Annotated in this window: 30 protein-coding genes, 4 tRNA genes and 1 rRNA gene; all 35 read right to left on the bottom strand. The window is 55.1% G+C overall.

Annotation, left to right across the window (positions count from 1 at the left end; all coding sequences use genetic code 11):
• Nucleotides 1-10: 10 nt before the first annotated feature.
• Complete coding sequence (gene rpsN, locus BFP93_RS01000; RefSeq protein ID WP_003176414.1) at nt 11-316, bottom strand: 30S ribosomal protein S14; 306 nt, start codon at nt 314-316, stop codon at nt 11-13.
• Between the two features lie 13 nt (nt 317-329).
• Nucleotides 330-869, bottom strand: coding sequence for a 50S ribosomal protein L5 (rplE, locus tag BFP93_RS00995; RefSeq protein WP_003176415.1), 540 nt, complete (start codon nt 867-869; stop codon nt 330-332).
• Between the two features lie 20 nt (nt 870-889).
• Nucleotides 890-1204 carry a 50S ribosomal protein L24 gene (gene rplX / locus BFP93_RS00990; protein WP_003176416.1) on the bottom strand — a complete coding sequence of 105 codons (315 nt, stop codon included), beginning with the start codon at nt 1202-1204 and terminating at the stop codon, nt 890-892.
• A gap of 11 nt (nt 1205-1215) precedes the next feature.
• A complete protein-coding gene (rplN, locus tag BFP93_RS00985) occupies nt 1216-1584 on the bottom strand; it encodes a 50S ribosomal protein L14 (RefSeq protein ID WP_002555479.1) in 369 nt (122 codons plus the stop codon).
• A gap of 23 nt (nt 1585-1607) precedes the next feature.
• On the bottom strand, nt 1608-1874 hold the full coding sequence (gene rpsQ, locus BFP93_RS00980) for a 30S ribosomal protein S17 (RefSeq protein WP_003176419.1): 267 nt from the start codon (nt 1872-1874) through the stop codon (nt 1608-1610).
• A gap of 2 nt (nt 1875-1876) precedes the next feature.
• Complete coding sequence (rpmC, locus tag BFP93_RS00975) at nt 1877-2068, bottom strand: 50S ribosomal protein L29 (protein WP_002555481.1); 192 nt, start codon at nt 2066-2068, stop codon at nt 1877-1879.
• A complete protein-coding gene (gene rplP / locus BFP93_RS00970) occupies nt 2068-2481 on the bottom strand; it encodes a 50S ribosomal protein L16 (protein WP_003232424.1) in 414 nt (137 codons plus the stop codon). The genes rpmC and rplP overlap by 1 nt, the downstream gene beginning before the upstream one ends.
• 12 nt (nt 2482-2493) lie before the next feature.
• Nucleotides 2494-3180, bottom strand: coding sequence for a 30S ribosomal protein S3 (rpsC, locus tag BFP93_RS00965; protein WP_003176422.1), 687 nt, complete (start codon nt 3178-3180; stop codon nt 2494-2496).
• Nucleotides 3181-3193: 13 nt separating this feature from the next.
• Complete coding sequence (gene rplV / locus BFP93_RS00960) at nt 3194-3526, bottom strand: 50S ribosomal protein L22 (RefSeq protein WP_003103908.1); 333 nt, start codon at nt 3524-3526, stop codon at nt 3194-3196.
• 11 nt (nt 3527-3537) lie between these two features.
• Nucleotides 3538-3813, bottom strand: a complete 276-nt coding sequence (gene rpsS, locus BFP93_RS00955; RefSeq protein ID WP_002555486.1) for a 30S ribosomal protein S19 — start codon at nt 3811-3813, stop codon at nt 3538-3540.
• 16 nt (nt 3814-3829) lie between these two features.
• A complete protein-coding gene (gene rplB, locus BFP93_RS00950; RefSeq protein WP_003176423.1) occupies nt 3830-4654 on the bottom strand; it encodes a 50S ribosomal protein L2 in 825 nt (274 codons plus the stop codon).
• Between the two features lie 14 nt (nt 4655-4668).
• Nucleotides 4669-4968 (bottom strand): 50S ribosomal protein L23, encoded by a 300-nt coding sequence (gene rplW, locus BFP93_RS00945; RefSeq protein ID WP_002555488.1) that lies wholly within the window; start codon nt 4966-4968, stop codon nt 4669-4671.
• Nucleotides 4965-5567, bottom strand: coding sequence for a 50S ribosomal protein L4 (rplD, locus tag BFP93_RS00940; protein ID WP_057014518.1), 603 nt, complete (start codon nt 5565-5567; stop codon nt 4965-4967). The genes rplW and rplD overlap by 4 nt, the downstream gene beginning before the upstream one ends.
• 12 nt (nt 5568-5579) lie before the next feature.
• On the bottom strand, nt 5580-6215 hold the full coding sequence (gene rplC / locus BFP93_RS00935) for a 50S ribosomal protein L3 (RefSeq protein ID WP_003194649.1): 636 nt from the start codon (nt 6213-6215) through the stop codon (nt 5580-5582).
• 81 nt (nt 6216-6296) lie between these two features.
• Complete coding sequence (gene rpsJ / locus BFP93_RS00930) at nt 6297-6608, bottom strand: 30S ribosomal protein S10 (RefSeq protein WP_003186070.1); 312 nt, start codon at nt 6606-6608, stop codon at nt 6297-6299.
• 159 nt (nt 6609-6767) lie between these two features.
• Nucleotides 6768-7961 (bottom strand): elongation factor Tu, encoded by a 1194-nt coding sequence (tuf, locus tag BFP93_RS00925; RefSeq protein WP_003176426.1) that lies wholly within the window; start codon nt 7959-7961, stop codon nt 6768-6770.
• 30 nt (nt 7962-7991) lie between these two features.
• Entirely contained in the window at nt 7992-10097 is a 2106-nt protein-coding gene (fusA, locus tag BFP93_RS00920; protein ID WP_015886136.1) for an elongation factor G, read from the bottom strand.
• A gap of 30 nt (nt 10098-10127) precedes the next feature.
• Nucleotides 10128-10598: a 30S ribosomal protein S7 gene (gene rpsG, locus BFP93_RS00915; RefSeq protein ID WP_002555493.1), complete on the bottom strand. Its 471-nt coding sequence runs from the start codon at nt 10596-10598 to the stop codon at nt 10128-10130.
• 118 nt (nt 10599-10716) lie between these two features.
• Entirely contained in the window at nt 10717-11088 is a 372-nt protein-coding gene (rpsL, locus tag BFP93_RS00910) for a 30S ribosomal protein S12 (RefSeq protein ID WP_002555494.1), read from the bottom strand.
• Nucleotides 11089-11304: 216 nt separating this feature from the next.
• A complete protein-coding gene (gene rpoC, locus BFP93_RS00905) occupies nt 11305-15504 on the bottom strand; it encodes a DNA-directed RNA polymerase subunit beta' (protein ID WP_065888415.1) in 4200 nt (1399 codons plus the stop codon).
• 64 nt (nt 15505-15568) lie between these two features.
• On the bottom strand, nt 15569-19642 hold the full coding sequence (rpoB, locus tag BFP93_RS00900; protein WP_057724824.1) for a DNA-directed RNA polymerase subunit beta: 4074 nt from the start codon (nt 19640-19642) through the stop codon (nt 15569-15571).
• A 219-nt stretch (nt 19643-19861) separates the two neighbouring features.
• Nucleotides 19862-20227 (bottom strand): 50S ribosomal protein L7/L12, encoded by a 366-nt coding sequence (gene rplL / locus BFP93_RS00895; protein ID WP_003176432.1) that lies wholly within the window; start codon nt 20225-20227, stop codon nt 19862-19864.
• A gap of 78 nt (nt 20228-20305) precedes the next feature.
• Complete coding sequence (gene rplJ, locus BFP93_RS00890) at nt 20306-20806, bottom strand: 50S ribosomal protein L10 (RefSeq protein ID WP_056861893.1); 501 nt, start codon at nt 20804-20806, stop codon at nt 20306-20308.
• A 199-nt stretch (nt 20807-21005) separates the two neighbouring features.
• Nucleotides 21006-21701, bottom strand: a complete 696-nt coding sequence (rplA, locus tag BFP93_RS00885) for a 50S ribosomal protein L1 (RefSeq protein ID WP_003176434.1) — start codon at nt 21699-21701, stop codon at nt 21006-21008.
• Nucleotides 21701-22132 (bottom strand): 50S ribosomal protein L11, encoded by a 432-nt coding sequence (gene rplK / locus BFP93_RS00880; RefSeq protein ID WP_003210097.1) that lies wholly within the window; start codon nt 22130-22132, stop codon nt 21701-21703. Before rplK ends, rplA begins: the two co-directional genes overlap by 1 nt.
• A gap of 116 nt (nt 22133-22248) precedes the next feature.
• The gene (gene nusG / locus BFP93_RS00875; protein WP_003176436.1) at nt 22249-22782 is read right to left on the bottom strand and encodes a transcription termination/antitermination protein NusG; all 534 of its coding nucleotides are present in this window, start codon (nt 22780-22782) and stop codon (nt 22249-22251) included.
• A gap of 9 nt (nt 22783-22791) precedes the next feature.
• Entirely contained in the window at nt 22792-23160 is a 369-nt protein-coding gene (gene secE / locus BFP93_RS00870) for a preprotein translocase subunit SecE (RefSeq protein WP_065891603.1), read from the bottom strand.
• A gap of 45 nt (nt 23161-23205) precedes the next feature.
• Nucleotides 23206-23281 (bottom strand) — tRNA-Trp (locus tag BFP93_RS00865).
• Nucleotides 23282-23443: 162 nt separating this feature from the next.
• Nucleotides 23444-23519, bottom strand: a tRNA-Thr gene (locus tag BFP93_RS00860).
• A gap of 26 nt (nt 23520-23545) precedes the next feature.
• A tRNA-Gly gene (locus tag BFP93_RS00855) sits at nt 23546-23619 on the bottom strand.
• A 23-nt stretch (nt 23620-23642) separates the two neighbouring features.
• Nucleotides 23643-23727, bottom strand: a tRNA-Tyr gene (locus BFP93_RS00850).
• A 141-nt stretch (nt 23728-23868) separates the two neighbouring features.
• Nucleotides 23869-24315: a hypothetical protein gene (locus BFP93_RS00845; protein ID WP_065891602.1), complete on the bottom strand. Its 447-nt coding sequence runs from the start codon at nt 24313-24315 to the stop codon at nt 23869-23871.
• 7 nt (nt 24316-24322) lie between these two features.
• The gene (locus BFP93_RS00840) at nt 24323-25072 is read right to left on the bottom strand and encodes a pantothenate kinase (RefSeq protein ID WP_065891601.1); all 750 of its coding nucleotides are present in this window, start codon (nt 25070-25072) and stop codon (nt 24323-24325) included.
• Entirely contained in the window at nt 25062-26021 is a 960-nt protein-coding gene (gene birA, locus BFP93_RS00835) for a bifunctional biotin--[acetyl-CoA-carboxylase] ligase/biotin operon repressor BirA (protein ID WP_065891600.1), read from the bottom strand. The genes BFP93_RS00840 and birA overlap by 11 nt, the downstream gene beginning before the upstream one ends.
• A gap of 158 nt (nt 26022-26179) precedes the next feature.
• Nucleotides 26180-26266 (bottom strand): 5S ribosomal RNA (gene rrf, locus BFP93_RS00830); the annotation flags it as partial.

Genomic DNA, 26266 nt, shown 5'->3' with positions numbered 1-26266 from the left:
TTGAAAGTACTTACCAGCTGGCTTTAACCAGACCTGGTACGTCACCACGCATTGCCGCTTCACGCAGTTTGTTACGGCCGAGGCCGAACTTGCGGTAAACGCCGTGTGGACGACCGGTCAGGCGGCAGCGGTTACGCATGCGCGAAGCGCTTGCGTCACGTGGCTGCTTCTGCAGAGCAACTGTAGCTTCCCAACGCGCTTCTGGACTTGCGTTCAGATCAACGATGATTGCTTTCAGTGCTGCACGCTTCTTGGCGTACTTGGCAACCGTGAGCTGACGTTTCAGCTCGCGGTTTTTCATGCTCATCTTGGCCATGGTCCTACTCCAATCAGTTGCGGAACGGGAATTTGAAAGCACGCAACAGGGCGCGACCTTCATCATCGTTCTTGGCAGTGGTGGTCAGGGTGATGTCCAGACCGCGGAGAGCATCGATCTTGTCGTAGTCGATTTCCGGGAAAATGATCTGCTCTTTCACGCCCATGCTGTAGTTACCACGACCATCGAAGGACTTGGCATTCAGGCCGCGGAAGTCGCGGACCCGAGGCAGGGAGATCGACAGCAGACGATCCAGGAATTCGTACATACGCTCACGGCGCAGAGTCACTTTGACGCCGATCGGCCAGCCTTCGCGGACTTTAAAGCCTGCGATGGATTTCCGAGCGTAAGTCACAACGACTTTTTGACCGGTGATCTTTTCCAGGTCAGCAACAGCGTGCTCGATGACTTTTTTGTCACCGACCGCTTCGCCCAAACCCATGTTCAGGGTGATTTTGGTAACGCGTGGAACTTCCATCACGTTCGAAAGCTTAAGTTCTTCCTTAAGTTTCGGTGCGATTTCTTTCCAGTAAATCTCTTTTAGTCGTGCCATGGTCTTCTACCTAGCAGTGTTCAAGCATCAACCGCTTTTTGGGTCGACTTGAAGACACGAATTTTCTTGCCATCTTCTACTTTGAAACCAACGCGGTCAGCCTTGTTGGTTTCGCCGTTGAAAATGGCGACGTTAGAAGCGTCCAATGGAGCTTCTTTTTCGACGATACCGCCTTGCACGCCCGACATCGGGTTAGGCTTGGTATGACGCTTGACCAGGTTCAGACCACCGATAACCAGACGGTTATTAGCGAGAACCTTAAGCACCTTACCGCGCTTACCTTTGTCTTTGCCGGCGATCACGATGATCTCGTCGTCACGACGAATCTTTTGCATGTCGGATCTCCTTACAGCACTTCTGGGGCGAGCGAGACGATCTTCATGAACTTCTCAGTACGAAGTTCACGGGTCACTGGCCCAAAGATACGGGTGCCGATAGGCTCTTGCTTGTTGTTCAGAAGAACAGCAGCGTTGCCATCAAAGCGGATAATGGAGCCATCAGCACGGCGTACGCCGTGACGAGTGCGGACTACAACAGCAGTCATCACTTGGCCTTTTTTCACTTTACCGCGAGGAATTGCTTCCTTGACGGTAACCTTGATGATGTCACCGATACCAGCGTAACGACGATGGGAGCCACCCAGCACCTTGATGCACATAACGCGGCGAGCGCCGCTGTTATCGGCCACATCGAGCATGGATTGAGTCTGAATCATATAATTTCTCCGACCCCTAGTCCTTAGACTTCCACAGCGCGTTCGAGAACATCAACCAGTGCCCAAGACTTGGTCTTGGCCAGCGGACGAGTTTCACGAATAGTGACTTTGTCGCCGATGTGGCACTGATTGGTTTCGTCGTGCGCGTGCAGCTTAGTCGAACGCTTAACATATTTACCGTAAATCGGGTGCTTAACGCGACGCTCGATCAAAACGGTGATGGTTTTGTCCATCTTGTCGCTGACAACACGGCCAGTCAGCGTACGGACAGTCTTTTCGGCTTCAGCCATGATCACTTACCTGCCTGCTGGTTGAGCACAGTCTTCACGCGAGCGATGTCACGCTTAACTTGCGAGAGCAGATGAGACTGCCCCAACTGGCCAGTTGCTTTCTGCATACGCAGATTGAACTGGTCGCGCAGCAGGCCGAGCAGTTGCTCGTTCAGCTGCTGTGCGGATTTTTCACGAAGTTCATTCGCTTTCATCACATCACCGTCCGTTTAACAAAGGCGGTGGCGAGCGGCAGCTTTGCAGCAGCCAGGGCAAAAGCCTCACGCGCCAGCTCTTCAGTTACACCCTCGATTTCATACAGGACTTTGCCTGGCTGAATCTGGGCTACCCAGTATTCCACGTTACCCTTACCTTTACCCATACGAACCTCGAGAGGTTTTTTGGAGATCGGCTTGTCCGGGAATACACGGATCCAGATCTTGCCGCCACGTTTTACGTGACGGGTCAGAGCACGACGCGCTGACTCGATCTGACGAGCGGTGAGACGACCACGAGCTACAGACTTCAGCGCGAACTCGCCGAAGCTGACTTTGCTACCGCGCTGAGCCAGACCACGGTTGTGGCCTGTCATCTGCTTGCGGAACTTCGTACGCTTAGGTTGCAACATTTGGCGTACCCCTTACTTAGCAGCTTTTTTACGAGGCGCTGGTGCTTGTGGTTTCAGTTCTTCTTGGCGACCACCAATTACTTCGCCTTTGAAGATCCAAACCTTTACACCGATCACACCGTAAGTGGTGTGAGCTTCGTAGTTGGCATAGTCGATGTCGGCACGCAGGGTGTGCAGTGGCACACGACCTTCGCGATACCATTCAGTACGTGCGATTTCAGCACCGCCGAGACGACCGCTCACTTGGATTTTGATGCCTTTGGCACCAATGCGCATAGCGTTCTGTACAGCGCGCTTCATAGCGCGACGGAACATTACACGACGCTCCAGCTGCTGAGCTACGCTCTGCGCAACCAGCATACCGTCGAGCTCCGGCTTGCGGATCTCTTCGATATTGATGTGCACAGGCACACCCATTTGCTTGGTCAGGTCCTGACGCAGTTTCTCAACATCTTCACCTTTCTTCCCGATAACGATACCTGGACGAGCGGTGTGGATGGTGATACGTGCGGTTTGCGCCGGGCGATGGATATCGATACGGCTTACGGACGCGCTTTTTAGTTTGTCTTGGAGATACTCACGCACCTTCAGATCAGCGAACAAATAGTCCGCATAAGTCCGGCCGTCTGCGTACCAGACGGAGGTGTGTTCCTTGACGATTCCCAGGCGAATGCCAATGGGATGTACTTTCTGACCCATCTCTTCGACTCCGTTACTTGTCAGCAACCTTGACAGTGATATGGCAAGACCGCTTGACGATGCGATCAGCACGGCCTTTGGCACGTGGCATGATTCGCTTCAGCGAACGCCCTTCGTTGACGAAAACGGTGCTGACTTTAAGGTCATCAACGTCTGCGCCTTCGTTATGCTCGGCGTTGGCTACGGCCGACTCCAGCACTTTCTTCATGATCTCGGCGGCTTTCTTACTGCTGAAAGCCAACAGGTTGAGCGCTTCGCCCACCTTCTTCCCGCGGATCTGGTCGGCGACCAAGCGGGCTTTCTGGGCGGAGATTCGAGCGCCCGACAACTTAGCGGCTACTTCCATTTCCTAACCCCTTAACGCTTGGCTTTCTTGTCTGCCACGTGCCCACGATAAGTGCGGGTACCGGCAAACTCGCCCAGTTTGTGGCCGACCATGTCTTCGTTAACGAGAACTGGGACGTGTTGACGACCGTTGTGTACTGCGATGGTCAAACCGACCATTTGTGGCAGGATCATCGAACGACGCGACCAGGTTTTAACTGGTTTGCGATCGTTCTTTTCCGCCGCCACTTCGATCTTCTTCAGTAGGTGAAGATCAATAAAAGGACCTTTTTTCAGAGAACGTGGCACTGTCGTATCCCTCTATTTACTTGCGACGACGGACGATCATTTTGTCGGTACGCTTATTACCACGAGTCTTCGCGCCCTTAGTCGGGAAGCCCCATGGCGATACCGGATGACGACCACCAGAGGTACGACCTTCACCACCACCGTGTGGGTGGTCAACCGGGTTCATGGCAACACCACGAACGGTTGGGCGAACGCCACGCCAGCGTTTGGCACCAGCTTTACCCAGCGAACGCAGGCTGTGCTCGGAGTTCGAGACTTCGCCCAGGGTCGCACGGCATTCAGCCAGCACTTTACGCATCTCACCAGAACGCAGACGCAGGGTCACGTAGACACCTTCACGAGCGATCAGCTGAGCCGAAGCACCAGCGGAACGAGCGATTTGCGCGCCTTTACCTGGCTTCAATTCGATGCCGTGTACGGTGCTACCAACTGGAATGTTGCGCAGTTGCAGAGCGTTGCCCGGCTTGATCGGTGCCAAGGCACCTGCGATCAGCTGGTCGCCAGCACTCACGCCTTTAGGGGCGATGATGTAGCGACGCTCGCCATCTGCGTACAGCAGCAGAGCGATGTGAGCAGTACGGTTTGGATCGTATTCAATACGCTCGACAGTGGCGGAGATGCCATCTTTGTCGTTGCGACGGAAATCGACCAGACGATAATGCTGCTTATGGCCACCACCGATGTGACGAGTGGTAATGCGACCATTGTTGTTACGACCACCAGTCTTCGATTTTTTCTCGAGCAGCGGTGCGTGAGGAGCGCCTTTATGCAGCTCCTGGTTGACCACCTTGACCACAAAACGGCGGCCAGGGGAAGTCGGTTTGCATTTAACGATTGCCATGATGCACCCCTTCCTTACTCAGCACTGCTGCTGAAATCGAGATCTTGGCCTGGCTGAAGGGAGATAACCGCCTTCTTCCAGTCATTACGCTTGCCCAGACCGCGAGCAGTGCGCTTGCTCTTACCCAGAACATTCAGGGTAGTAACACGCTCTACTTTCACGCTGAACAGGCTTTCGACGGCCTTCTTGATTTCCAGCTTGGTTGCGTCAGTTGCAACCTTGAAAACGAACTGGCCTTTCTTGTCAGCCAGAACCGTAGCCTTTTCGGAAACGTGCGGGCCAAGCAGAACTTTAAATACGCGTTCCTGGTTCATCCCAGCAGCTCCTCGAATTTCTTCACGGCCGACACGGTGATCAACACCTTGTCGTATGCGATCAGACTAACTGGATCGGAACCTTGCACGTCACGTACATCAACGTGTGGCAGGTTGCGAGCAGCCAGGTACAGGTTCTGATCAACAGCTTCGGACACGATCAAAACGTCGGTCAGGCTCATGTTGGTCAGTTTGCCCAGCAGTTCTTTGGTTTTTGGACTTTCAACAGCGAAGTCCTGAACCACGACCAGACGATCGGTACGCACGAGTTCAGCAAGGATGGAGCGCAGTGCTGCGCGGTACATCTTCTTGTTGAGCTTCTGCGAGTGATCCTGTGGACGAGCTGCGAAAGTGGTACCGCCGCCACGCCAGATTGGGCTACGGATAGTACCGGCACGAGCACGGCCAGTGCCTTTCTGACGCCAAGGGCGCTTACCGCCACCACGTACGTCGGAACGGGTCTTTTGCTGCTTGCTACCTTGACGGCCGCCGGCCATGTAGGCCACGACTGCTTGGTGAACGAGCGTCTCGTTGAATTCGCCGCCAAATGTCAGTTCGGAAACTTCGATCGCTTGAGCGTCATTTACATTTAATTGCATGTCAGCTTCCCCTTAACCGCGAGCCTTGGCCGCTGGACGTACAACCAGGTTGCCGCCAGTAGCGCCAGGAACAGCACCCTTGACCAACAACAGATTGCGTTCAGCGTCGACGCGCACTACTTCGAGGGACTGCACGGTCACGCGCTCAGCGCCCATATGACCGGACATTTTTTTGCCCTTGAATACACGACCAGGAGTCTGGCACTGGCCAATAGAGCCCGGGACGCGGTGGGAAACGGAGTTACCGTGAGTGTTGTCTTGACCACGGAAATTCCAACGCTTGATCGTACCCTGGAAGCCTTTACCCTTGGACTGACCGGTTACATCAACCAGTTGACCAGCGGCGAAGATTTCAGCGTTGATCAGATCGCCAGCCTGGTAGTCGCCGTCTTCAAGACGGAACTCCATGACGGTGCGACCAGCTGCAACGTTTGCTTTAGCGAAGTGACCTGCTTGAGCAGCAGTCACGCGCGAAGCACGACGCTCGCCGACAGTGACTTGCACTGCACGATAGCCATCGGTTTCTTCAGTTTTGAACTGGGTGACGCGATTCGGTTCGATCTCAATGACCGTGACCGGAATGGAGACACCTTCTTCGGTGAAAATACGGGTCATACCGCATTTACGACCGACTACACCAATAGTCATGTTGTAAACCTCATGAGTGTACGGGGCTTTCACCCGCTATGGCCGCCCATTTCAGAGCGTTACACGACTAAGACCCAAGTCTTAGCCGAGGCTGATCTGTACTTCCACACCGGCCGCCAGATCAAGCTTCATAAGTGCATCAACGGTTTTATCCGTTGGCTGGACGATGTCCAGTACGCGCTTATGAGTGCGGATCTCGTACTGGTCACGCGCGTCTTTGTTGACGTGCGGGGAGACCAGAACGGTGAACCGCTCTTTACGGGTAGGCAGTGGAATTGGACCACGCACTTGAGCACCAGTACGTTTCGCGGTTTCCACGATTTCCTGGGTGGATTGGTCGATCAGGCGATGGTCAAAAGCCTTCAACCTGATACGGATTTGCTGATTTTGCATTGGATTTCAGACTCCGGCTGCTATTCCCAGCGAGCGCAATACGCCCGTTAAAAGGAGGCGCAATTCTATAGACGGCCCTGATAGGTGTCAACCCAATAAAAAAGGCCCCCGCTGAGCGGGGGCCTTTTCAAAACATCAGAGCTATCTCAGAAGAGATAATTACTCGATGATTTTAGCTACAACGCCAGCACCAACGGTACGGCCGCCTTCACGGATTGCGAAACGCAGACCGTCTTCCATAGCGATGGTTTTGATCAGGGTGACAACCATTTTGATGTTGTCGCCTGGCATTACCATTTCTACGCCTTCCGGCAGTTCGCAGTTACCAGTTACGTCGGTAGTACGGAAGTAGAACTGTGGACGGTAGCCTTTGAAGAACGGAGTGTGACGGCCGCCTTCTTCTTTGCTCAGCACGTACACTTCAGCTTCGAACTTGGTGTGCGGCTTAACCGAACCTGGCTTGACCAGAACCTGGCCACGCTCAACGTCGTCACGCTTGGTACCACGCAGCAGAACGCCGCAGTTCTCGCCAGCACGACCTTCGTCGAGCAGCTTACGGAACATTTCAACACCGGTGCAGGTGGTGACGGTAGTGTCACGCAGACCAACGATTTCCAGTGGATCTTGAACCTTGACGATACCGCGCTCGATACGACCAGTTACAACAGTACCGCGACCGGAGATCGAGAATACGTCTTCGATTGGCATCAGGAACGGCTTGTCGATAACACGGACTGGATCTGGGATGTAGCTGTCCAGAGTCTCAACCAGTTTACGAACGGACGTGGTGCCCATTTCGTTATCGTCTTTGCCTTCCAGAGCCATACGAGCAGAACCGATGATGATCGGAGTGTCGTCACCTGGGAAGTCGTAAGTGCTCAGCAGGTCGCGCACTTCCATCTCAACCAGTTCCAGCAGCTCAGCGTCGTCTACCAGGTCAGCCTTGTTCAGGTAAACCACGATGTACGGAACGCCAACCTGACGGGACAGCAGGATGTGCTCACGGGTTTGTGGCATCGGACCATCAGCGGCCGAGCAAACCAGGATTGCGCCGTCCATCTGGGCAGCACCGGTGATCATGTTCTTCACATAGTCAGCGTGACCTGGGCAGTCAACGTGAGCGTAGTGACGGATCAGCGAGTTGTATTCAACGTGCGCGGTGTTGATGGTGATACCACGAGCTTTCTCTTCTGGTGCGCTGTCGATTTTATCGAAATCAACGATTGCGGAACCGAATACTTCGGAGCAAACGCGAGTCAGAGCAGCAGTCAGAGTGGTTTTACCGTGGTCAACGTGACCGATGGTGCCAACGTTGACGTGCGGTAGGGAACGATCAAATTTTTCTTTAGCCACGACAATTAACTCCTTGCCTAAAGGACTGAATCAGCCTTGTTTTTTGGATACAGTTTCAGCGATGTGCGCCGGAGCTGTGTTGTATTTTTTGAATTCCATAGAGTAGCTTGCGCGACCCTGGGACATGGAGCGAACGTCGGTCGCATAACCGAACATCTCACCCAACGGAACCTCGGCGCGAATCACTTTGCCGGAAACCGTGTCTTCCATACCCAAGATCATGCCGCGACGACGGTTAAGGTCGCCCATGACATCACCCATATAGTCTTCAGGTGTAACAACTTCTACCGCCATGATTGGCTCAAGCAACTCACCACCGCCCTTCTGGGCCAGTTGCTTGGTTGCCATGGAGGCAGCCACCTTAAACGCCATCTCGTTGGAGTCGACGTCGTGGTAAGAACCGTCAAAAACGGTTGCTTTCAGGCCGATCAGCGGATAGCCGGCAACAACACCGTTCTTCATCTGCTCTTCGATACCCTTCTGGATAGCAGGGATGTATTCCTTAGGAACAACACCACCTACTACTTCGTTCACGAATTGCAGACCTTCCTGACCTTCGTCAGCAGGAGCAAAACGGATCCAGCAGTGACCGAACTGACCACGACCGCCGGACTGACGAACGAATTTGCCTTCGATTTCACAGTTCTTCGTGATGCGCTCACGATAGGAAACCTGAGGCTTACCGATGTTGGCTTCGACGTTGAACTCACGGCGCATCCGGTCAACCAGGATGTCCAGGTGCAGCTCGCCCATGCCGGAGATGATCGTTTGACCAGTCTCTTCATCAGTCTTGACGCGGAAAGATGGATCTTCCTGAGCAAGCTTGCCCAGAGCGATACCCATTTTTTCCTGGTCATCCTTGGTCTTTGGCTCAACGGCAACCGAAATAACCGGCTCCGGGAAGTCCATGCGAACCAGGATGATTGGCTTGTCAGCGTTGCACAAGGTTTCACCGGTGGTGACGTCCTTCATGCCGATCAAGGCCGCGATGTCACCAGCGCGTACTTCCTTGATCTCTTCACGGGCGTTTGCGTGCATTTGCACCATACGACCCACGCGCTCTTTCTTGCCTTTAACCGAGTTGATCACGCCGTCGCCGGAGTTCAACACGCCCGAGTAAACGCGGACGAAGGTCAAGGTACCCACGAATGGGTCGGTGGCAATTTTAAATGCCAGAGCGGAGAACGGTTCTGCGTCGTCTGCATGACGCTCCAGCTCGATAGTCTCGTCATCCGGGTCAGTACCCTTGATGGCAGGAATATCAACCGGTGCCGGCAGGTAGTCGATCACAGCATCGAGAACCAGGGGAACGCCCTTGTTCTTGAACGAGGAACCGCAAACAGCCAGGACGATTTCGCCAGCGATAGTACGCTGACGCAGAGCGGCCTTGATTTCCACGTTGGTGAGTTCTTCACCTTCGAGGTACTTGTTCATCAGCTCTTCGTTGGCTTCGGCCGCAGCTTCAACCATGTTGTTGCGCCATTCGTCAGCCAGTTCCTGCAGTTCAGCAGGGATAGGCTTGCGAACAGGAACCATACCTTTGTCGGCATCGTTCCAGTAGACAGCTTCCATGGTCAACAGATCGATCTGACCCTGGAAATTATCTTCGGAACCGATAGCCAACTGGATTGGCACCGGGGTGTGACCCAAGCGCTGCTTGATCTGACCGATCACGCGCAGGAAGTTCGCACCGGCACGGTCCATCTTGTTTACGTAAACAAGACGTGGAACGCCGTATTTGTTGGCTTGACGCCATACGGTTTCCGACTGTGGCTCAACACCCGAGGTACCGCAGAACACAACGACAGCGCCGTCGAGTACGCGCAGGGAACGCTCAACTTCAATGGTGAAGTCTACGTGGCCCGGGGTATCGATTACGTTGAAGCGGTGCTCATCTTTGTACTGCTTCTCGGAACCCTTCCAGAAGGCGGTAATGGCAGCAGAAGTAATGGTAATACCACGCTCCTGCTCCTGAACCATCCAGTCTGTGGTCGCGGCGCCATCATGCACCTCGCCCATCTTGTGACTTTTGCCGGTGTAAAACAGTACGCGCTCGGTGGTGGTGGTTTTACCAGCATCCACGTGAGCGACGATACCGATGTTACGGTAGCGGCTAATCGGAGTAGTACGAGCCATAAAGCCCTCGCAAAATTAGTGAAGCTAAAATTAGAAGCGGTAGTGCGAGAAAGCTTTGTTGGCTTCAGCCATACGGTGCACGTCTTCACGCTTCTTAACAGCAGCACCTTTACCTTCAGCAGCGTCCAACAGTTCGCCGGCCAAACGCAGAGCCATAGACTTCTCGCCGCGCTTACGGGCGAAGTCTACCAACCAGCGCATTGCCAGGGCGTTACGACGGGACGGACGAACTTCAACCGGAACCTGGTAAGTAGCACCGCCTACACGGCGCGACTTCACTTCGACCAGCGGAGCGATGGCGTCGAGAGCTTTCTCGAAGATTTCCAGGGGGTCGCTGTTCTTGCGTTCTTTAACCTTTTCCAGCGCGCCATAAACGATACGCTCGGCAACGGCTTTCTTGCCGCTTTCCATCACGTGGTTCATGAACTTGGCCAGAATTTGGCTTCCGTATTTTGGATCGTCAAGCACTTCGCGCTTGGCTGCTACGCGTCTTCTTGGCATGGATAAGCCCTCAAACGGTCTTCAGGTTCGCTCGGAATCGGTGCCCTTTCGGGACGCCTCCGACCTTACTCTTATCGACTCAGAAAATAAGATGATTCAGTTTTACAAAAAGCCGCTACTACTTAGGCTTCTTGGTACCGTACTTCGAACGACCCTGGTTACGACCTTTAACGCCGGAAGTATCCAAGGAGCCGCGTACGGTGTGGTAACGAACACCTGGCAAGTCTTTTACACGACCGCCGCGGATCAGTACCACGCTGTGCTCTTGCAGGTTGTGGCCTTCACCGCCGATGTACGAGGAAACCTCGAAACCGTTGGTCAGGCGCACACGGCATACTTTACGCAGTGCCGAGTTAGGTTTTTTCGGCGTGGTGGTATACACACGGGTGCATACGCCACGACGTTGCGGGCAGTTCTGCAGCGCAGGCACGTCGGATTTCTCGACGATACGCTTACGCGGCTGACGTACCAGCTGGTTGATAGTTGCCATCTACTAGCTCCACTGTTGTCTTGCGACGCTATTGTCTTGCAAGAAAAGCAAAATGGCAGGAACGAATTCCCGCCAAATTTAGGGGTACAAGAGTCTAAAGAGGATCTTGTCCCCAGTCAAGGCAAGGCCCCGACCTCCCCTCTCGTCGAATCGGGGCATATATGCCTCGATCCGACGAATGGGGGTGTCAGGGCCCGGCCTCATCTATCGCAGAACTCAGTTACCGCTTGAGTTCAGCGCTTCGGTCAGTGCAGCTTCCACTTCACTGGCGCTCACGCGCAACGGCTTGTCAGCATCACGGCGGCGCTTGCGCTCGCTGTGGTAAGCCAAACCGGTACCGGCCGGGATCAAACGACCCACGACTACGTTTTCTTTCAGGCCGCGCAGGTAATCGCGCTTGCCGGTTACCGCTGCTTCGGTCAGTACACGAGTGGTCTCCTGGAAGGAGGCCGCCGAGATGAACGACTCAGTGGACAACGACGCCTTAGTGATACCCAGCAGCACGCGAGTGAACTTGGAAACGAATTTCTCGTCGTTCGCCAGGCGCTCGTTTTCCACCAGTACGTGAGTCAGTTCCATCTGGTCGCCCTTGATGAAACTGGAATCGCCGGATTCAGCGATTTCAACTTTACGCAACATCTGACGCAGGATGGTCTCGATATGCTTGTCGTTGATCTTCACGCCTTGCAGGCGGTAAACGTCCTGGATCTCGTTAACGATGTACTTGGCCAGCGCACTCACACCCAGCAGACGCAGGATGTCGTGTGGATCGCTCGGGCCGTCGGAGATAACTTCGCCGCGGTTTACCTGTTCGCCTTCGAAGACGTTCAGGTGACGCCACTTCGGAATCAGCTCTTCGTACGGATCGCTACCGTCGTTCGGGGTAATGACCAGACGGCGCTTGCCCTTGGTCTCTTTACCGAACGCGATGGTGCCGCTGACTTCAGCCAGAATCGACGCTTCTTTCGGGCGACGCGCTTCGAACAAGTCGGCAACACGCGGCAGACCACCGGTGATGTCGCGAGTTTTCGACGTTTCTTGCGGGATACGCGCGATAACATCACCGATCGCGATCTTCGCACCATCCGCTACACCGACCAGGGCGTTGGCTGGCAGGAAGTACTGAGCGATTACGTCAGTGCCTGGCAGCAACAGATCCTTGCCGTTGTCGTCGACCATCTTCACGGCAGGACGGATGTCTTTGCCGGCAGCTGGACGGTCTTTGGCGTCGAGTACTTCAATGTTGGTCATACCGGTCAATTCGTCAGTCTGACGCTTGATCGTGATGCCTTCTTCCATGCCCACGTAGGTCACGGTACCTTTCATTTCGGTAACGATTGGGTGGGTGTGCGGGTCCCACTTGGCCACGATTGCGCCAGCGTCGACCTTGTCACCTTCCTTGACCGAAATCACAGCACCGTACGGCAGCTTGTAACGCTCACGCTCACGACCGTAGTCATCAGCGATTGCCAGCTCACCGGAACGGGACACAGCGACCAGGTGGCCATCCACTCGCTCAACGTGCTTGAGGTTATGCAGGCGGACGGTACCGCCATTCTTCACCTGAACACTGTCGGCTGCGGAGGTCCGGCTTGCCGCACCACCGATGTGGAACGTACGCATGGTCAGCTGGGTACCCGGCTCACCGATGGACTGGGCAGCGATAACGCCGACCGCTTCACCGATGTTCACCTGGTGACCACGAGCCAAGTCACGGCCGTAGCACTTGGCGCAGATGCCGTAGCGGGTTTCGCAGCTGATCGGCGAGCGAACGATCACTTCGTCGATGCTGTTGAGTTCGATGAACTCGACCCACTTCTCGTCTACCAGGGTGCCGGCAGGAACGATAACTTCCTCGGTACCTGGCTTGAACACGTCACGGGCAATCACACGACCCAATACGCGCTCACCCAGTGGCTCTACAACGTCACCGCCTTCAATGTGCGGAGTCATCAGCAGGCCGTGCTCGGTGCCGCAATCGATCTCGGTTACAACCAGATCTTGTGCAACGTCTACCAGACGGCGCGTCAGGTAACCGGAGTTAGCGGTTTTCAACGCGGTATCCGCCAGACCTTTACGAGCACCGTGAGTGGAGATGAAGTACTGAAGTACGCTCAAACCTTCACGGAAGTTCGCGGTAATCGGCGTTTCGATGATGGAGCCATCCGGCTTGGCCATCAGGCCACGCATACCGGCGAGCTGACGGATCTGCGCAGCAGAACCCCGTGCGCCCGAGTCGGCCATCATGTACATCGAGTTGAAAGACTCTTGATCGACTTCGACGCCATGACGGTCGATGACTTTCTCTTTCGAGAGGTTGGCCATCATCGCCTTGGACACTTCGTCGTTGGCCTTGGACCAAAGGTCGATCACTTTGTTGTACTTCTCGCCCTGGGTTACCAGGCCGGAGGCGTACTGGCTCTCGATCTCTTTCACTTCGTCAGTGGCGGCACTGATGATGCGAGCTTTTTCATCCGGGATAACGAAGTCGTTAACGCCGATGGAAACGCCGGAGATAGTCGAGTAAGCGAAACCTGTGTACATCAACTGGTCAGCGAAGATAACGGTCTCTTTCAAACCAACCACGCGGTAGCACTGGTTGATCAGCTTGGAGATCGCCTTTTTCTTCATCGGCAGGTTGACGACGTCGTACGACAGACCTTTTGGCACAACTTGATACAACAGCGCACGGCCGACAGTAGTGTCGACAATACGGACATTGCTCACGCTGCCGCCATCACGGTCGTTGACGGTTTCGTGGATCCGCACTTTAACCTTGGCGTGCAGTGCGGCTTCGCCGGCACGGAACACACGGTCAACTTCCTGCAGGTCAGCGAATACGCGACCTTCGCCCTTGGCGTTGATCGCTTCACGGGTCATGTAGTACAGACCCAATACAACGTCCTGCGACGGAACGATGATTGGCTCACCGTTGGCTGGCGACAGAATGTTGTTGGTCGACATCATCAACGCGCGCGCTTCCAACTGGGCTTCCAGTGTCAGCGGTACGTGCACGGCCATTTGGTCGCCGTCGAAGTCGGCGTTGTACGCAGCACAGACCAGAGGGTGCAGCTGGATAGCCTTACCTTCGATCAGTACCGGTTCAAACGCCTGGATACCCAGACGGTGGAGGGTCGGTGCACGGTTGAGGAGAACCGGGTGTTCGCGAATCACTTCAGCGAGAACGTCCCAAACCTCTGGCAGTTCGCGCTCGACCATTTTCTTGGCCGCTTTGATGGTGGTCGCCAGACCGCGCATTTCCAGCTTGCCGAAGATGAACGGCTTGAACAGCTCGAGTGCCATCTTCTTGGGCAGACCGCACTGGTGCAGACGCAGGGTCGGGCCTACGGTAATTACCGAACGACCGGAGTAGTCAACACGCTTACCGAGCAAGTTCTGACGGAAACGACCCTGCTTACCCTTGATCATGTCAGCCAGGGATTTCAGAGGACGCTTGTTGGAACCGGTGATAGCACGGCCACGACGACCGTTGTCGAGCAAGGCGTCGACGGCTTCCTGCAACATACGCTTTTCGTTGCGCACGATGATGTCCGGAGCGGACAGATCAAGCAGGCGCTTCAAGCGGTTGTTACGGTTGATCACGCGGCGGTACAGGTCGTTGAGGTCGGACGTCGCGAAACGACCACCGTCCAACGGTACCAGCGGACGCAGGTCTGGCGGCAGAACCGGCAGAACGGTCAGCACCATCCACTCTGGCAGGTTGCCGGAACCCTGGAAGGCTTCCATCAACTTCAGACGCTTGGACAGCTTCTTGATCTTGGTTTCGGAGTTGGTTTGCGGAATTTCTTCGCGCAGACGGCCAATCTCGTGCTCCAGGTCGATAGCGTGCAGCAGTTCACGGACAGCTTCGGCACCCATGCGGGCATCGAAATCGTCACCGAACTCTTCCAGCGCTTCGAAGTACTGCTCATCGTTCAGCAGCTGACCTTTTTCAAGGGTGGTCATGCCTGGATCGATAACGACGTAGCTCTCGAAGTAGAGAACGCGTTCGATATCACGCAGGGTCATGTCCATCAGCAAGCCGATACGGGACGGCAGCGATTTCAGGAACCAGATGTGGGCAACCGGCGAAGCCAGTTCGATGTGCGCCATGCGCTCACGACGAACCTTGGCCAGTGCAACTTCAACGCCGCACTTCTCGCAGATCACGCCACGGTGCTTCAAGCGCTTGTACTTACCGCACAGGCACTCGTAATCCTTTACCGGGCCAAAGATCTTGGCGCAGAACAGGCCGTCACGCTCAGGTTTGAACGTACGGTAGTTGATGGTTTCCGGCTTTTTAACTTCACCGAACGACCACGAACGGATCATCTCAGGCGATGCCAACCCAATACGGATGGCGTCGAACTCTTCGACTTGACCCTGGTTTTTCAGCAAATTCAGTAGGTCTTTCAAGGCCTTTCCTCCTGGCGGAGCAGAGAGCGGGCCAAACGGCCTCGCTCTCGATTCGCGTCACGTGTTATTCGGTTTCCAGATCGATATCGATGCCGAGGGAACGAATTTCTTTGATCAACACGTTGAAAGACTCGGGCATGCCCGGCTCCATACGGTGATCGCCGTCCACGATGTTTTTGTACATCTTGGTACGACCGTTCACATCGTCCGACTTCACTGTGAGCATTTCTTGCAGAGTGTATGCAGCACCGTATGCTTCCAGTGCCCAGACCTCCATCTCCCCGAAACGCTGACCACCGAACTGAGCCTTACCACCCAGCGGCTGCTGGGTAACCAGGCTGTACGAACCGGTAGAACGAGCGTGCATCTTGTCGTCTACCAAGTGGTTCAGCTTCAGCATGTACATGTAGCCAACAGTAACCGGGCGCTCGAACTTGTTGCCGGTACGGCCATCGAACAGCTGCATCTGGCCGCTTTCCGGCAGGTCTGCCAGTTTCAGCATGGCCTTGATTTCGCTTTCCTTGGCACCGTCGAACACCGGGGTAGCCATTGGAACGCCGCCGCGCAGGTTCTTCGCCAGATCCAGGATTTCCTGGTCGGTGAAGGTGTCCAGCTCTTCGTTGCGACCGCCGATCTCGTTGTAGATCTCGTGCAGGAACTTACGCAGGTCAGCGACCTTGCGCTGCTCTTCGATCATACGGTTGATCTTCTCGCCCAGACCTTTGGCCGCGAGGCCCAGGTGGGTTTCGAGGATCTGACCAACGTTCATACGCGAAGGTACGCCCAACGGGTTGAGGACGACGTCGACCGGGGTGCCATTGGCATCGTGCGGCATGTCTTCAACCGGCATGATCACGGAGACCACACCTTTGTTACCGTGACGACCGGCCATCTTGTCGCCCGGCTGGATGCGGCGACGGATTGCCAGGTAAACCTTGACGATTTTCAGCACGCCCGGAGCCAGGTCATCGCCCTGCTGCAGTTTGCGCTTCTTGTCTTCGAACTTGTCGTCCAGCAGACGGCGGCGATCAACGATGTAGGCCTGAGCCTTCTCGAGCTGCTCGTTCAGAGCATCTTCAGCCATGCGCAGCTTGAACCACTGGCCGTGCTCAAGACCGTCGAGGATTTCGTCGGTGATGTCCTGACCTTTCTTCAGGCCTGCGCCGCCTTCAGCCTTGTGGCCTACCAGAGCGGAACGCAGACGTTCGAAGGTCGCGCCTTCAACGATACGGAACTCTTCGTTCAGATCCTTGCGGATCTCGTCGAGTTGGGTCTTCTCGATGGACAGTGCACGAGCATCACGCTCAACGCCGTCGCGGGTGAAGACCTGTACGTCGATGACAGTACCCTTGGTACCGGTAGGTACGCGCAGGGAGGTGTCTTTAACGTCGCTGGCTTTTTCACCGAAGATGGCACGCAGCAGCTTCTCCTCCGGAGTCAGTTGGGTCTCGCCTTTCGGAGTGACCTTACCGACCAGGATGTCGCCTGCGCCAACTTCAGCACCTACGTAAACGATACCGGCTTCGTCCAGCTTGTTCAGTGCAGCTTCACCCACGTTAGGGATGTCTGCAGTGATTTCCTCTGGCCCAAGCTTGGTGTCACGTGCCACACAGGTCAGTTCCTGGATGTGGATCGTGGTAAAGCGATCTTCTTGAACAACGCGTTCCGACAGGCAGATGGAGTCTTCGAAGTTGTAACCGTTCCAGGCCATGAACGCGATGCGCATGTTCTGACCCAGTGCCAGCTCACCCATATCGGTGGACGGGCCATCGGCCATGATATCGCTACGCTGAACGCGGTCACCCTTACGCACCAGCGGACGCTGGTTGATGCAGGTGTTCTGGTTCGAACGGGTGTATTTGGTCAGGTTGTAGATGTCGACACCGGCTTCACCGGTTTCAACTTCGTCATCGGCAACACGAACCACGATACGGCTGGCATCAACGGAGTCGATCACGCCACCACGACGAGCCACGACGCAAACGCCGGAGTCACGGGCTACGTTACGCTCCATGCCGGTACCTACCAGCGGCTTGTCGGCGCGCAGAGTCGGTACAGCTTGACGCTGCATGTTGGAACCCATCAACGCACGGTTGGCGTCATCGTGTTCCAGGAACGGGATCAGCGACGCTGCAACCGACACTACCTGCTTGGGCGATACGTCCATCAAGGTGACGTCTTCCGGCGCCTTGACGGTGAACTCGTTCAAGTGACGAACAGCTACCAGCTCGTCGATCAGGACTTTTTTGTCGTTCATCGTGGCCGAAGCCTGAGCGATCACGTGATCAGCTTCTTCGATGGCGGACAGGAACACGATCTCGTCGGTGACCAAGCCTTCTTTCACCACACGGTACGGGCTCTCGAGGAAGCCGTACTGGTTGGTGCGCGCATAAGCGGCCAGGGAGTTGATCAGACCGATGTTCGGACCTTCCGGCGTTTCGATCGGGCAGACACGACCGTAGTGCGTCGGGTGTACGTCACGGACTTCGAAGCCTGCGCGCTCACGGGTCAGACCGCCCGGGCCCAGTGCCGAAACACGGCGCTTGTGGGTGATCTCGGAGAGCGGGTTGTTCTGGTCCATGAACTGCGAGAGCTGGCTGGAACCGAAGAACTCTTTCACCGCCGCAGCCACTGGCTTGGCGTTGATCAGGTCTTGCGGCATCAGGCCTTCGCTTTCAGCCATCGACAGACGCTCTTTGACCGCACGCTCAACACGTACCAGGCCAACGCGGAACTGGTTCTCGGCCATTTCGCCTACGCAGCGAACACGACGGTTACCCAGGTGGTCGATGTCATCGACGATACCTTTACCGTTACGGATGTCGACCAGGGTCTTCAGTACCGCGACGATGTCTTCCTTGCACAGCACGCCCGAACCTTCGATCTCGGTACGACCGATACGACGGTTGAACTTCATCCGGCCGACCGCAGACAGGTCATAACGCTCAGGGCTGAAGAACAGGTTGTTGAACAGGGTTTCGGCAGCATCTTTGGTAGGTGGCTCACCAGGACGCATCATGCGATAGATCTCGACCAGCGCTTCCAATTGGTTGCTGGTGGAGTCGATCTTCAGGGTGTCGGAGATGAACGGACCGCAGTCGATGTCGTTGGTGTACAGGGTCTCGATACGAACGACTTGAGCCTTGGCGATTTTGGCCAGGATCTCGGTGTTCAGCTCGGTGTTGCACTCAGCCAGGATTTCGCCTGTCGCCGGGTGAACGATGACCTTGGCGGTAGTGCGACCCAGGACGTAGTCCAGCGGCACTTCCAGCTCTTTGAGACCGGCTTTTTCGATCTGGTTGATGTGGCGCGCGGTGATACGGCGGCCGGCTTCAACAATGACCTTGCCCTTTTCATCCTGGATGTCCAGGACGGCAATTTCACCACGCAGACGCGAAGCGATCAGCTCCAGCTTGAGGGTTTCATCCTTCAGGCTGAATACGTTGGTGGTGTAGAAGGCGTCCAGCACTTGCTCAGTGGTATAGCCGAGCGCGCGCAGCAGTACCGAGGCCGGCAGCTTACGACGACGGTCGATACGCACGAACACGCAGTCTTTCGGGTCGAACTCGAAGTCCAACCACGAACCGCGGTACGGAATGATCCGCGCGGAGTACAGGAGCTTACCGGAGCTGTGCGTCTTGCCGCGGTCGTGGTCAAAGAACACGCCCGGGGAACGGTGCAGCTGGGAAACGATTACGCGCTCGGTACCGTTGATAACGAAGGTACCGTTCTCAGTCATCAGGGGGATTTCACCCATGTAGACTTCTTGCTCTTTGATGTCCTTGATCGCTTTGTTCGACGACTCTTTGTCGAAGATGATCAGACGGACTTTTACCCGCAAAGGTACGGCGTACGTAACACCGCGCAACACGCATTCTTTGACATCAAATGCCGGTTCGCCCAGGCGATAACCGACGTACTCCAGCGCAGCATTGCCGGAGTAGCTGATGATCGGGAAAACGGATTTGAAGGCCGCATGCAGGCCCACGTCGCGGAACTGATCTTTGGTCGCTCCCGCCTGCAAGAATTCACGATACGAATCCAGCTGGATAGCCAGAAGGTACGGGACATCCATGACGTCCGGCAACTTGCTAAAGTCCTTGCGGATACGTTTTTTCTCAGTATATGAGTAAGCCATCAGCGTTCCCCAGCTTGGTCACCTGCTTGTTTGGCCCTCCCGACGGGAGCAGCCAGAAAATCTTGCAAACCCCATGGTTTGCACCACCGCATCGGGTGGCTACAGCGCGTTAATGGCGGCGACCGAGTCGACAGCCAAGAACGGAAAAAGGCCGGTGGCAAGAGCCACCAGCCATCAGCCTTCAGCTTAAAGCTTGGGCTGGAGACGCAAGGTCGATGCTTACTTCAGCTCGACTTTAGCGCCTGCTTCTTCCAGAGTAGCTTTGGCTTTGTCAGCAGCGTCTTTCGACACAGCTTCCAGAACCTGGGCAGGAGCGCCGTCAACTACAGCCTTGGCTTCTTTCAGGCCCAGACCGGTCAGTTCACGTACTGCCTTGATCACGTTTACTTTCTTCTCGCCAGCTTCCAGCAGCATGACGTTGAATTCGGTTTGCTCTTCAGCAGCGACAGCAGCAACAGCTGGGCCAGCGGAAGCAGCGGCAGCGGAAACGCCGAATTTTTCTTCGAAAGCTTTGATCAGCTCAACAACCTGCAGAACCGACATTTCAGCTACGGCGTTGAGGATATCGTCTTGGGAGATAGACATTGCTGTATTTCCTGAATTGGGGGACGGCCTACGCGGCCATCGAAATAAACAAAAATACGCGAAAGAATTTGCTCAGCCTTAGGCTGCGGCAGCTTCTTTTTGCTCGCGAACTGCAGCCAGAGTACGAGCCAGCTTGCTGGTAGCGCCTTGAATCACGCTCATCAGCTGCGAAATAGCTTCGTTACGGGTCGGCAGTGTTGCCAGTACGTCGATTTGGTTAGCTGCGAGGAACTTGCCCTCGAACGCAGCTGCCTTGATCTCGAACTTATCCTGACTCTTGGCGAATTCCTTGAACAAACGGGCAGCAGCGCCTGGATGGTCCTTGGAGAACGCGATCAGAGTCGGGCCAGTGAACACGTCGTTGAGAACACTGTATTCAGTGTCAGCAACAGCGCGCTTGAGCAGGGTGTTACGTACAACACGTACGTACACGCCAGCTTCACGAGCCTCTTTACGGAGTCCGGTCATAGCGCTTACTGTCACACCACGGGCATCAGCCACGACAGCGGACAGAGCAGCTTTGGCAGCCTCGTTGACTTCAGCGACGATGGCCTTCTTGTCTTCGAGATTAATTGCCACGGGTTTAACTCCTGCTTGTTACCGTTTCATCCGGCCTAGGCCTGATGTCGTTTTGGTGTCTGATTCGGTAAGGAACCGGGAGCACCATCTGCGTAGGCTTGTTGGTTTAAGACTTGCGTCGCCTACGGTCTTGGATAGCCCCCGCCAGGCAGGGACCCCAATCTTTCAATTGACGCAATCGCTCGCGCCAACCTGTGTCTTATACGTCCAGCGAGCCTTGGTCGATGACCAGACCTGGGCCCATAGTGGTGCTCAGGGTAACGCGCTTGACGTAGATACCTTTCGAGGAAGCAGGCTTGATACGCTTCAGATCAGCGATCAGGGCTTCAACGTTTTCCTTCAGCTTGACGGCATCAAAGCCGACTTTGCCAACGGAGGTGTGAATGATGCCGTTTTTGTCGGTGCGATAACGAACCTGACCAGCCTTGGCGTTTTTAACCGCGGTAGCTACGTCTGGCGTTACGGTGCCGACTTTAGGGTTAGGCATCAGGCCGCGTGGACCCAGGATCTGACCCAACTGACCTACAACGCGCATTGCATCCGGGGAAGCAATAACAACGTCATAGTTCAGGTCGCCGCCTTTCATTTCGGCAGCCAGGTCGTCCATGCCAACGCGATCGGCGCCAGCGGCCAGAGCAGCTTCGGCGGCCGGGCCTTGGGTGAAGACAGCAACACGTACAGTCTTGCCAGTACCGTGTGGCAGCACAGTAGCGCTACGAACGACCTGGTCGGATTTACGTGGGTCAACACCCAGGTTCACAGCAACGTCAACGGACTCGCTGAACTTGACAGTCGACAGCTCGGTCAGCAGGGCAGCAGCGTCTACAAAGTTGTAGGACTTGCCCGCTTCGATTTTGCCGGCGATAGCCTTTTGGCGCTTGGTCAGCTTAGCCATTACACACCCTCCACGTTAAGGCCCATGCTACGAGCAGAACCGGCGATGGTACGCACGGCTGCATCCATATCAGCTGCAGTCAGATCCGCGTTTTTGGTTTTCGCGATTTCTTCCAGCTGAGCACGAGTTACGGTGCCAACCTTAACGGTGTTCGGACGAGCGGAACCGCTAGTCAGACCAGCAGCTTTCTTCAGAAGAACCGAAGCCGGAGTCGACTTGGTTTCGAAAGTGAAGCTACGGTCGCTGTATACAGTGATGATCACTGGAGTCGGCAGACCTGGTTCAATACCCTGAGTACGGGCGTTGAAGGCCTTGCAGAATTCCATGATGTTCACGCCGTGCTGACCCAGAGCTGGACCGACGGGTGGGCTAGGGTTGGCCTGAGCGGCCTTCACTTGCAGCTTGATGTAAGCGGTAATCTTCTTGGCCATGAGGCACTCCAATTACGGGTTCAAGCGCCTCGAAAGGCTCCCCGGTTACTTGCGCGTTTATCCCAGTGACGACAAAACCCCACAGCCTAGGCTGTGGGGTTGGGATGCTTGCTCAGCTAGACCTTCTCGACCTGGCTGAACTCCAACTCTACCGGAGTAGAGCGACCGAAAATGAGCACCGCCACTTGGATCCGGCTCTTTTCGTAGTTAACTTCTTCGACAGTGCCGTTGAAATCAGCAAACGGACCATCTGTGACACGAACAACCTCGCCTGGCTCGAACAATGTCTTCGGCTTAGGCTTGTCGCTACCGTCAGCAACACGACGCAGAATTGCTTCCGCCTCTTTATCGGTGATCGGTGCAGGCTTGTCGGCAGTACCGCCAATGAAGCCCATGACGCGAGGAGTGTCCTTGACCAAGTGCCAAGTACCTTCGTTCATGTCCATCTGCACCAGCACGTAGCCAGGAAAGAACTTACGTTCACTCTTGCGCTTCTGGCCATTCCGCATTTCAACCACTTCTTCAGTGGGAACCAGAATTTCGCCGAAGCCATCTTCCATGCCTGCCAGCTTTACGCGCTCCAGCAAAGAGCGCATAACATGCTTCTCGTAACCCGAGTAAGCATGCACAACGTACCAACGCTTAGCCACGGGACACCCTTAGCCAACAATCAAGGAAACAAGCCAGCCGAGCAGGGAATCGAGCCCCCACAACAGCAACGCCATAACCAGAACAACAGCCACGACAATCAATGTGGTCTGTGTGGTTTCTTGGCGAGTCGGCCAAACGACTTTACGAATTTCAGTGCGAGCTTCCTTTACCAGGACCGCGAAGGACTTGCCCTTGGCAGTCTGCAGGCCTACAAAGGTGGCTACAGCAGCAAGGGCGAGCAAAGCGAGAACGCGGTACAGGATCGGCGAAGCAGAATAGTACTGATTGCCAACAACGCCTACGACCACCAAGGCGACTACTGCGAGCCACTTGACCAGATCGAAACGAGAGCTTTGAGCTTCAGCCTTAGGAGTCATCTATGAAGATCCTGTGAAAAGAAAGCCAGACACACCACGTGAATCTGGCAGGTCAGGAGGGAATCGAACCCCCAACCTACGGTTTTGGAGACCGTCGCTCTGCCAATTGAGCTACTGACCTAAAACAAAATCAGGCCGACCATTATGCAGGCCTGAAAAAGACTTTACAACAACCAACCCCAACAGACTTGAAATCACTGACATCCAACGCCAGAAACAGCACGATACAAGCCGAGGCAGCTGTTAAAACAAAGGCAGATATTTTCATATCTGCCTTGTTATATGGAGCTCTTGAGCGGATTTGAACCGCTGACCTCACCCTTACCAAGGGTGTGCTCTACCAACTGAGCTACAAGAGCAAAACACCTTGCACAACCTGCAAACTTGGAGCGGGTAGCGGGAATCGAACCCGCATCATCAGCTTGGAAGGCTGAGGTTCTACCACTAAACTATACCCGCGGAGCTTGCAGCTCACGCTAAAATGGTGGAGGGGGAAGGATTCGAACCTTCGAAGTCGTAGACGTCAGATTTACAGTCTGATCCCTTTGGCCGCTCGGGAACCCCTCCTAAGCGAGCCGGCATTTTACATCACGCCGACCTTCTGTCAAGCATTTTCTCATTTAAATTATGAGGTTAGCTGCGTTGACGTTGCTTCGCATCAAAAGCCTTAAAGGTCTTCACTGCGAAGCGGGCGCCATTCTATGCAAACTATTGGAGAGTTGCAATGCCTTCGCACAGCATTATTTTATGTTTTAACTCATTGAATTCCTTAGCAAGGTTTTCAAAGGGCAGATCATCCGCCAGGCGCCTGCTTTCAGGGGACACTCGGAGCCAATAACCGGTTGCTTCAGGCATGTTCAGCAATTGGACCTTGACCTTTATATCCAGGCTCGTGAGGCGCTGTTCCAAGGATTGCGCCTGGCGCTGATCGGCAAACCCGCCAATGTACAAGCAGGTATTTTGCGTGTCGGACGATTTCGCACGATCCCTGCGAGCCACCGAATCGGAAGATTCACTCAGCAGTTTTATATCCTGCTGGGAGCCACGATAAAGACTCAGAGGAGTGACATCCTTGGCGCGCAACGGCGCCTCTTGCTGATGCCATATGTAATAGAAGACATTAAGAATCAGTAGAAGCAGAAACAACCAACGCATAAGCACCTCAGGGCAAAGGGCACGCCATTGCCAGGCCAATAAATACCAGATCCGGCACAAGCCGTGCCTGCGGCACAGCGTCAAAGACCAGGTCAGCATCTCCGCCAGTCAGGAATACCGTGAAGCTATCTCCCCAATAACTCCTGGCGAGCTCGATCTGGGTGAGCACAAACCCTCTCAGCATCAGCGTACAGCCACGCTCGACCGCCTCGACCGTTGTACGCCCGGGCGACAGGCGCTCCAGAGCGCGCTCAGCGGACGCATCGTCGTAGCGTATCTTGCGCGTATGGGTACGCAACTGGTTGCGCATAAGCGGCAGGCCAGGACAAATGAAGCCTCCCAAATGCTTGCCATCGGCATCAATGAAATCTGCAGTCGCCGCCGTGCCAAAATCCAACACCAGGCAGGGGCCGGACGCTAGCTTGTACCCTCCAAGGATCGCCAGCCAACGGTCCAGGCCAAGCCGCTCAAAGTCCTCATAGCCATTGCGAACGCCCGCCATTTCCACCGCGGACGTCGCACACGAGACCGTAATGCCAAAAGCGTCAATCAACGTCTCGACCAGCTTGTCCGTTTCCTCCAGGGCGCGAACACTCACCAGTCGACAACGCGTCAGTGCCATGTCCGGCACCGCATTCAAACTCTCAATCAATGCCACATTCGAACCGACCACGCCCTCCGCAAAGGCGCTCACCCTGTCGAGATTCAGCACTCGCCATTTGATAAAGCTATTCCCACAGTCGAGCTCAAGAATCATCACGCAACCTCAGGCTTAACTCACCACCGCTGTATGTTTTTTCGACACCGTCTACGTCCAGGCGCAACGCTCCTTGACGATCAACACCGAGCACTACTCCATCAACACGATTCACACCCGCGATAAGTGATACCGCGCGCCCTTGCCACGCATGATTTTGCTCCCATTCCTCCTGGAGGGCCGCAAAGCCAGATACCCTGTGTCGATCGAGGTAGCGCTGCAGTTGCAGGCTGACCTGGGCCACCAGAGCATTACGGTCAGCAGCAGATCCAGTCTCGAGCTGCACCGATGTCCATTGCTGATCAACCTCGGCAGCCCTCTGCATATTCACGTTGATCCCGATACCGATTACCACGTGACAGATATCCGCCGGATCCCCAACCAACTCCAGCAATATCCCCGCGATTTTCTTGCGCCCGACCAATACGTCATTGGGCCATTTCAAGACGGCATCCTGAACACCCGACTCTCGCAGAGCCTGAATGACCGCCAAGCCAACAACAAGACTTAGCCCTTCCAGTTGCCGGAGGCCATCCTCAATACGCAGTACCAGGCTGTAATAGATGTTTTGGGCGAACGGGCTGACCCACTTTCGGCCGCGCCTACCGCGCCCAGCCATTTGCTGCTCAGCTAATACCAGGAAAGGCACAGCCCGCGCGACATCAACCATGCGCAACGCCTCTGCGTTGGTGGAATCAATCGAGTCGTAGATATGGATGGGCCAGGACAACGACGCTGCACTTCGCGTAATCCCTTCAGCATTCAGAAACACCAATGGCGACGCTAACTGGTACCCCTTACCACGCACCTTATGAATAGGTAGATTCAATTCGGCCTCAAGAAGCTGAAGCTGCTTCCACACGGCACTGCGACTAACGCCCAGGGCGGCACCCAGCGCCTCTCCGGAATGGAATCGGCCATCTTTCAGAAGTTCTAACAGCGTAAGCATGCAGGTATCGCCTCACAATGAGGCACGCATGATAGCCATGCGAAGAGGCATTGCATAGAAAGGCCGCACTTCCCCAGGCCGCGGTGAGCGCTCTTATCATTTTCGACCGCCCAAAACAAAACCCCAACTGCTTTCGCAATTGGGGTTCTGAAATTTAATCTTGACGATGACCTACTCTCACATGGGGAAACCCCACACTACCATCGGCGATGCATCGTTTCACTGCTGAGTTCGGGATGGGATCA

Source organism: Pseudomonas sp. 44 R 15, assembly GCF_900004965.1.
In the GTDB taxonomy this organism is placed as follows: Bacteria; Pseudomonadota; Gammaproteobacteria; order Pseudomonadales; family Pseudomonadaceae; genus Aquipseudomonas; species Aquipseudomonas orientalis_A.
The sequence above is the reverse complement of the archived record's forward strand: the minus strand, read 5'-3'. Positions and strand labels throughout refer to the sequence as shown.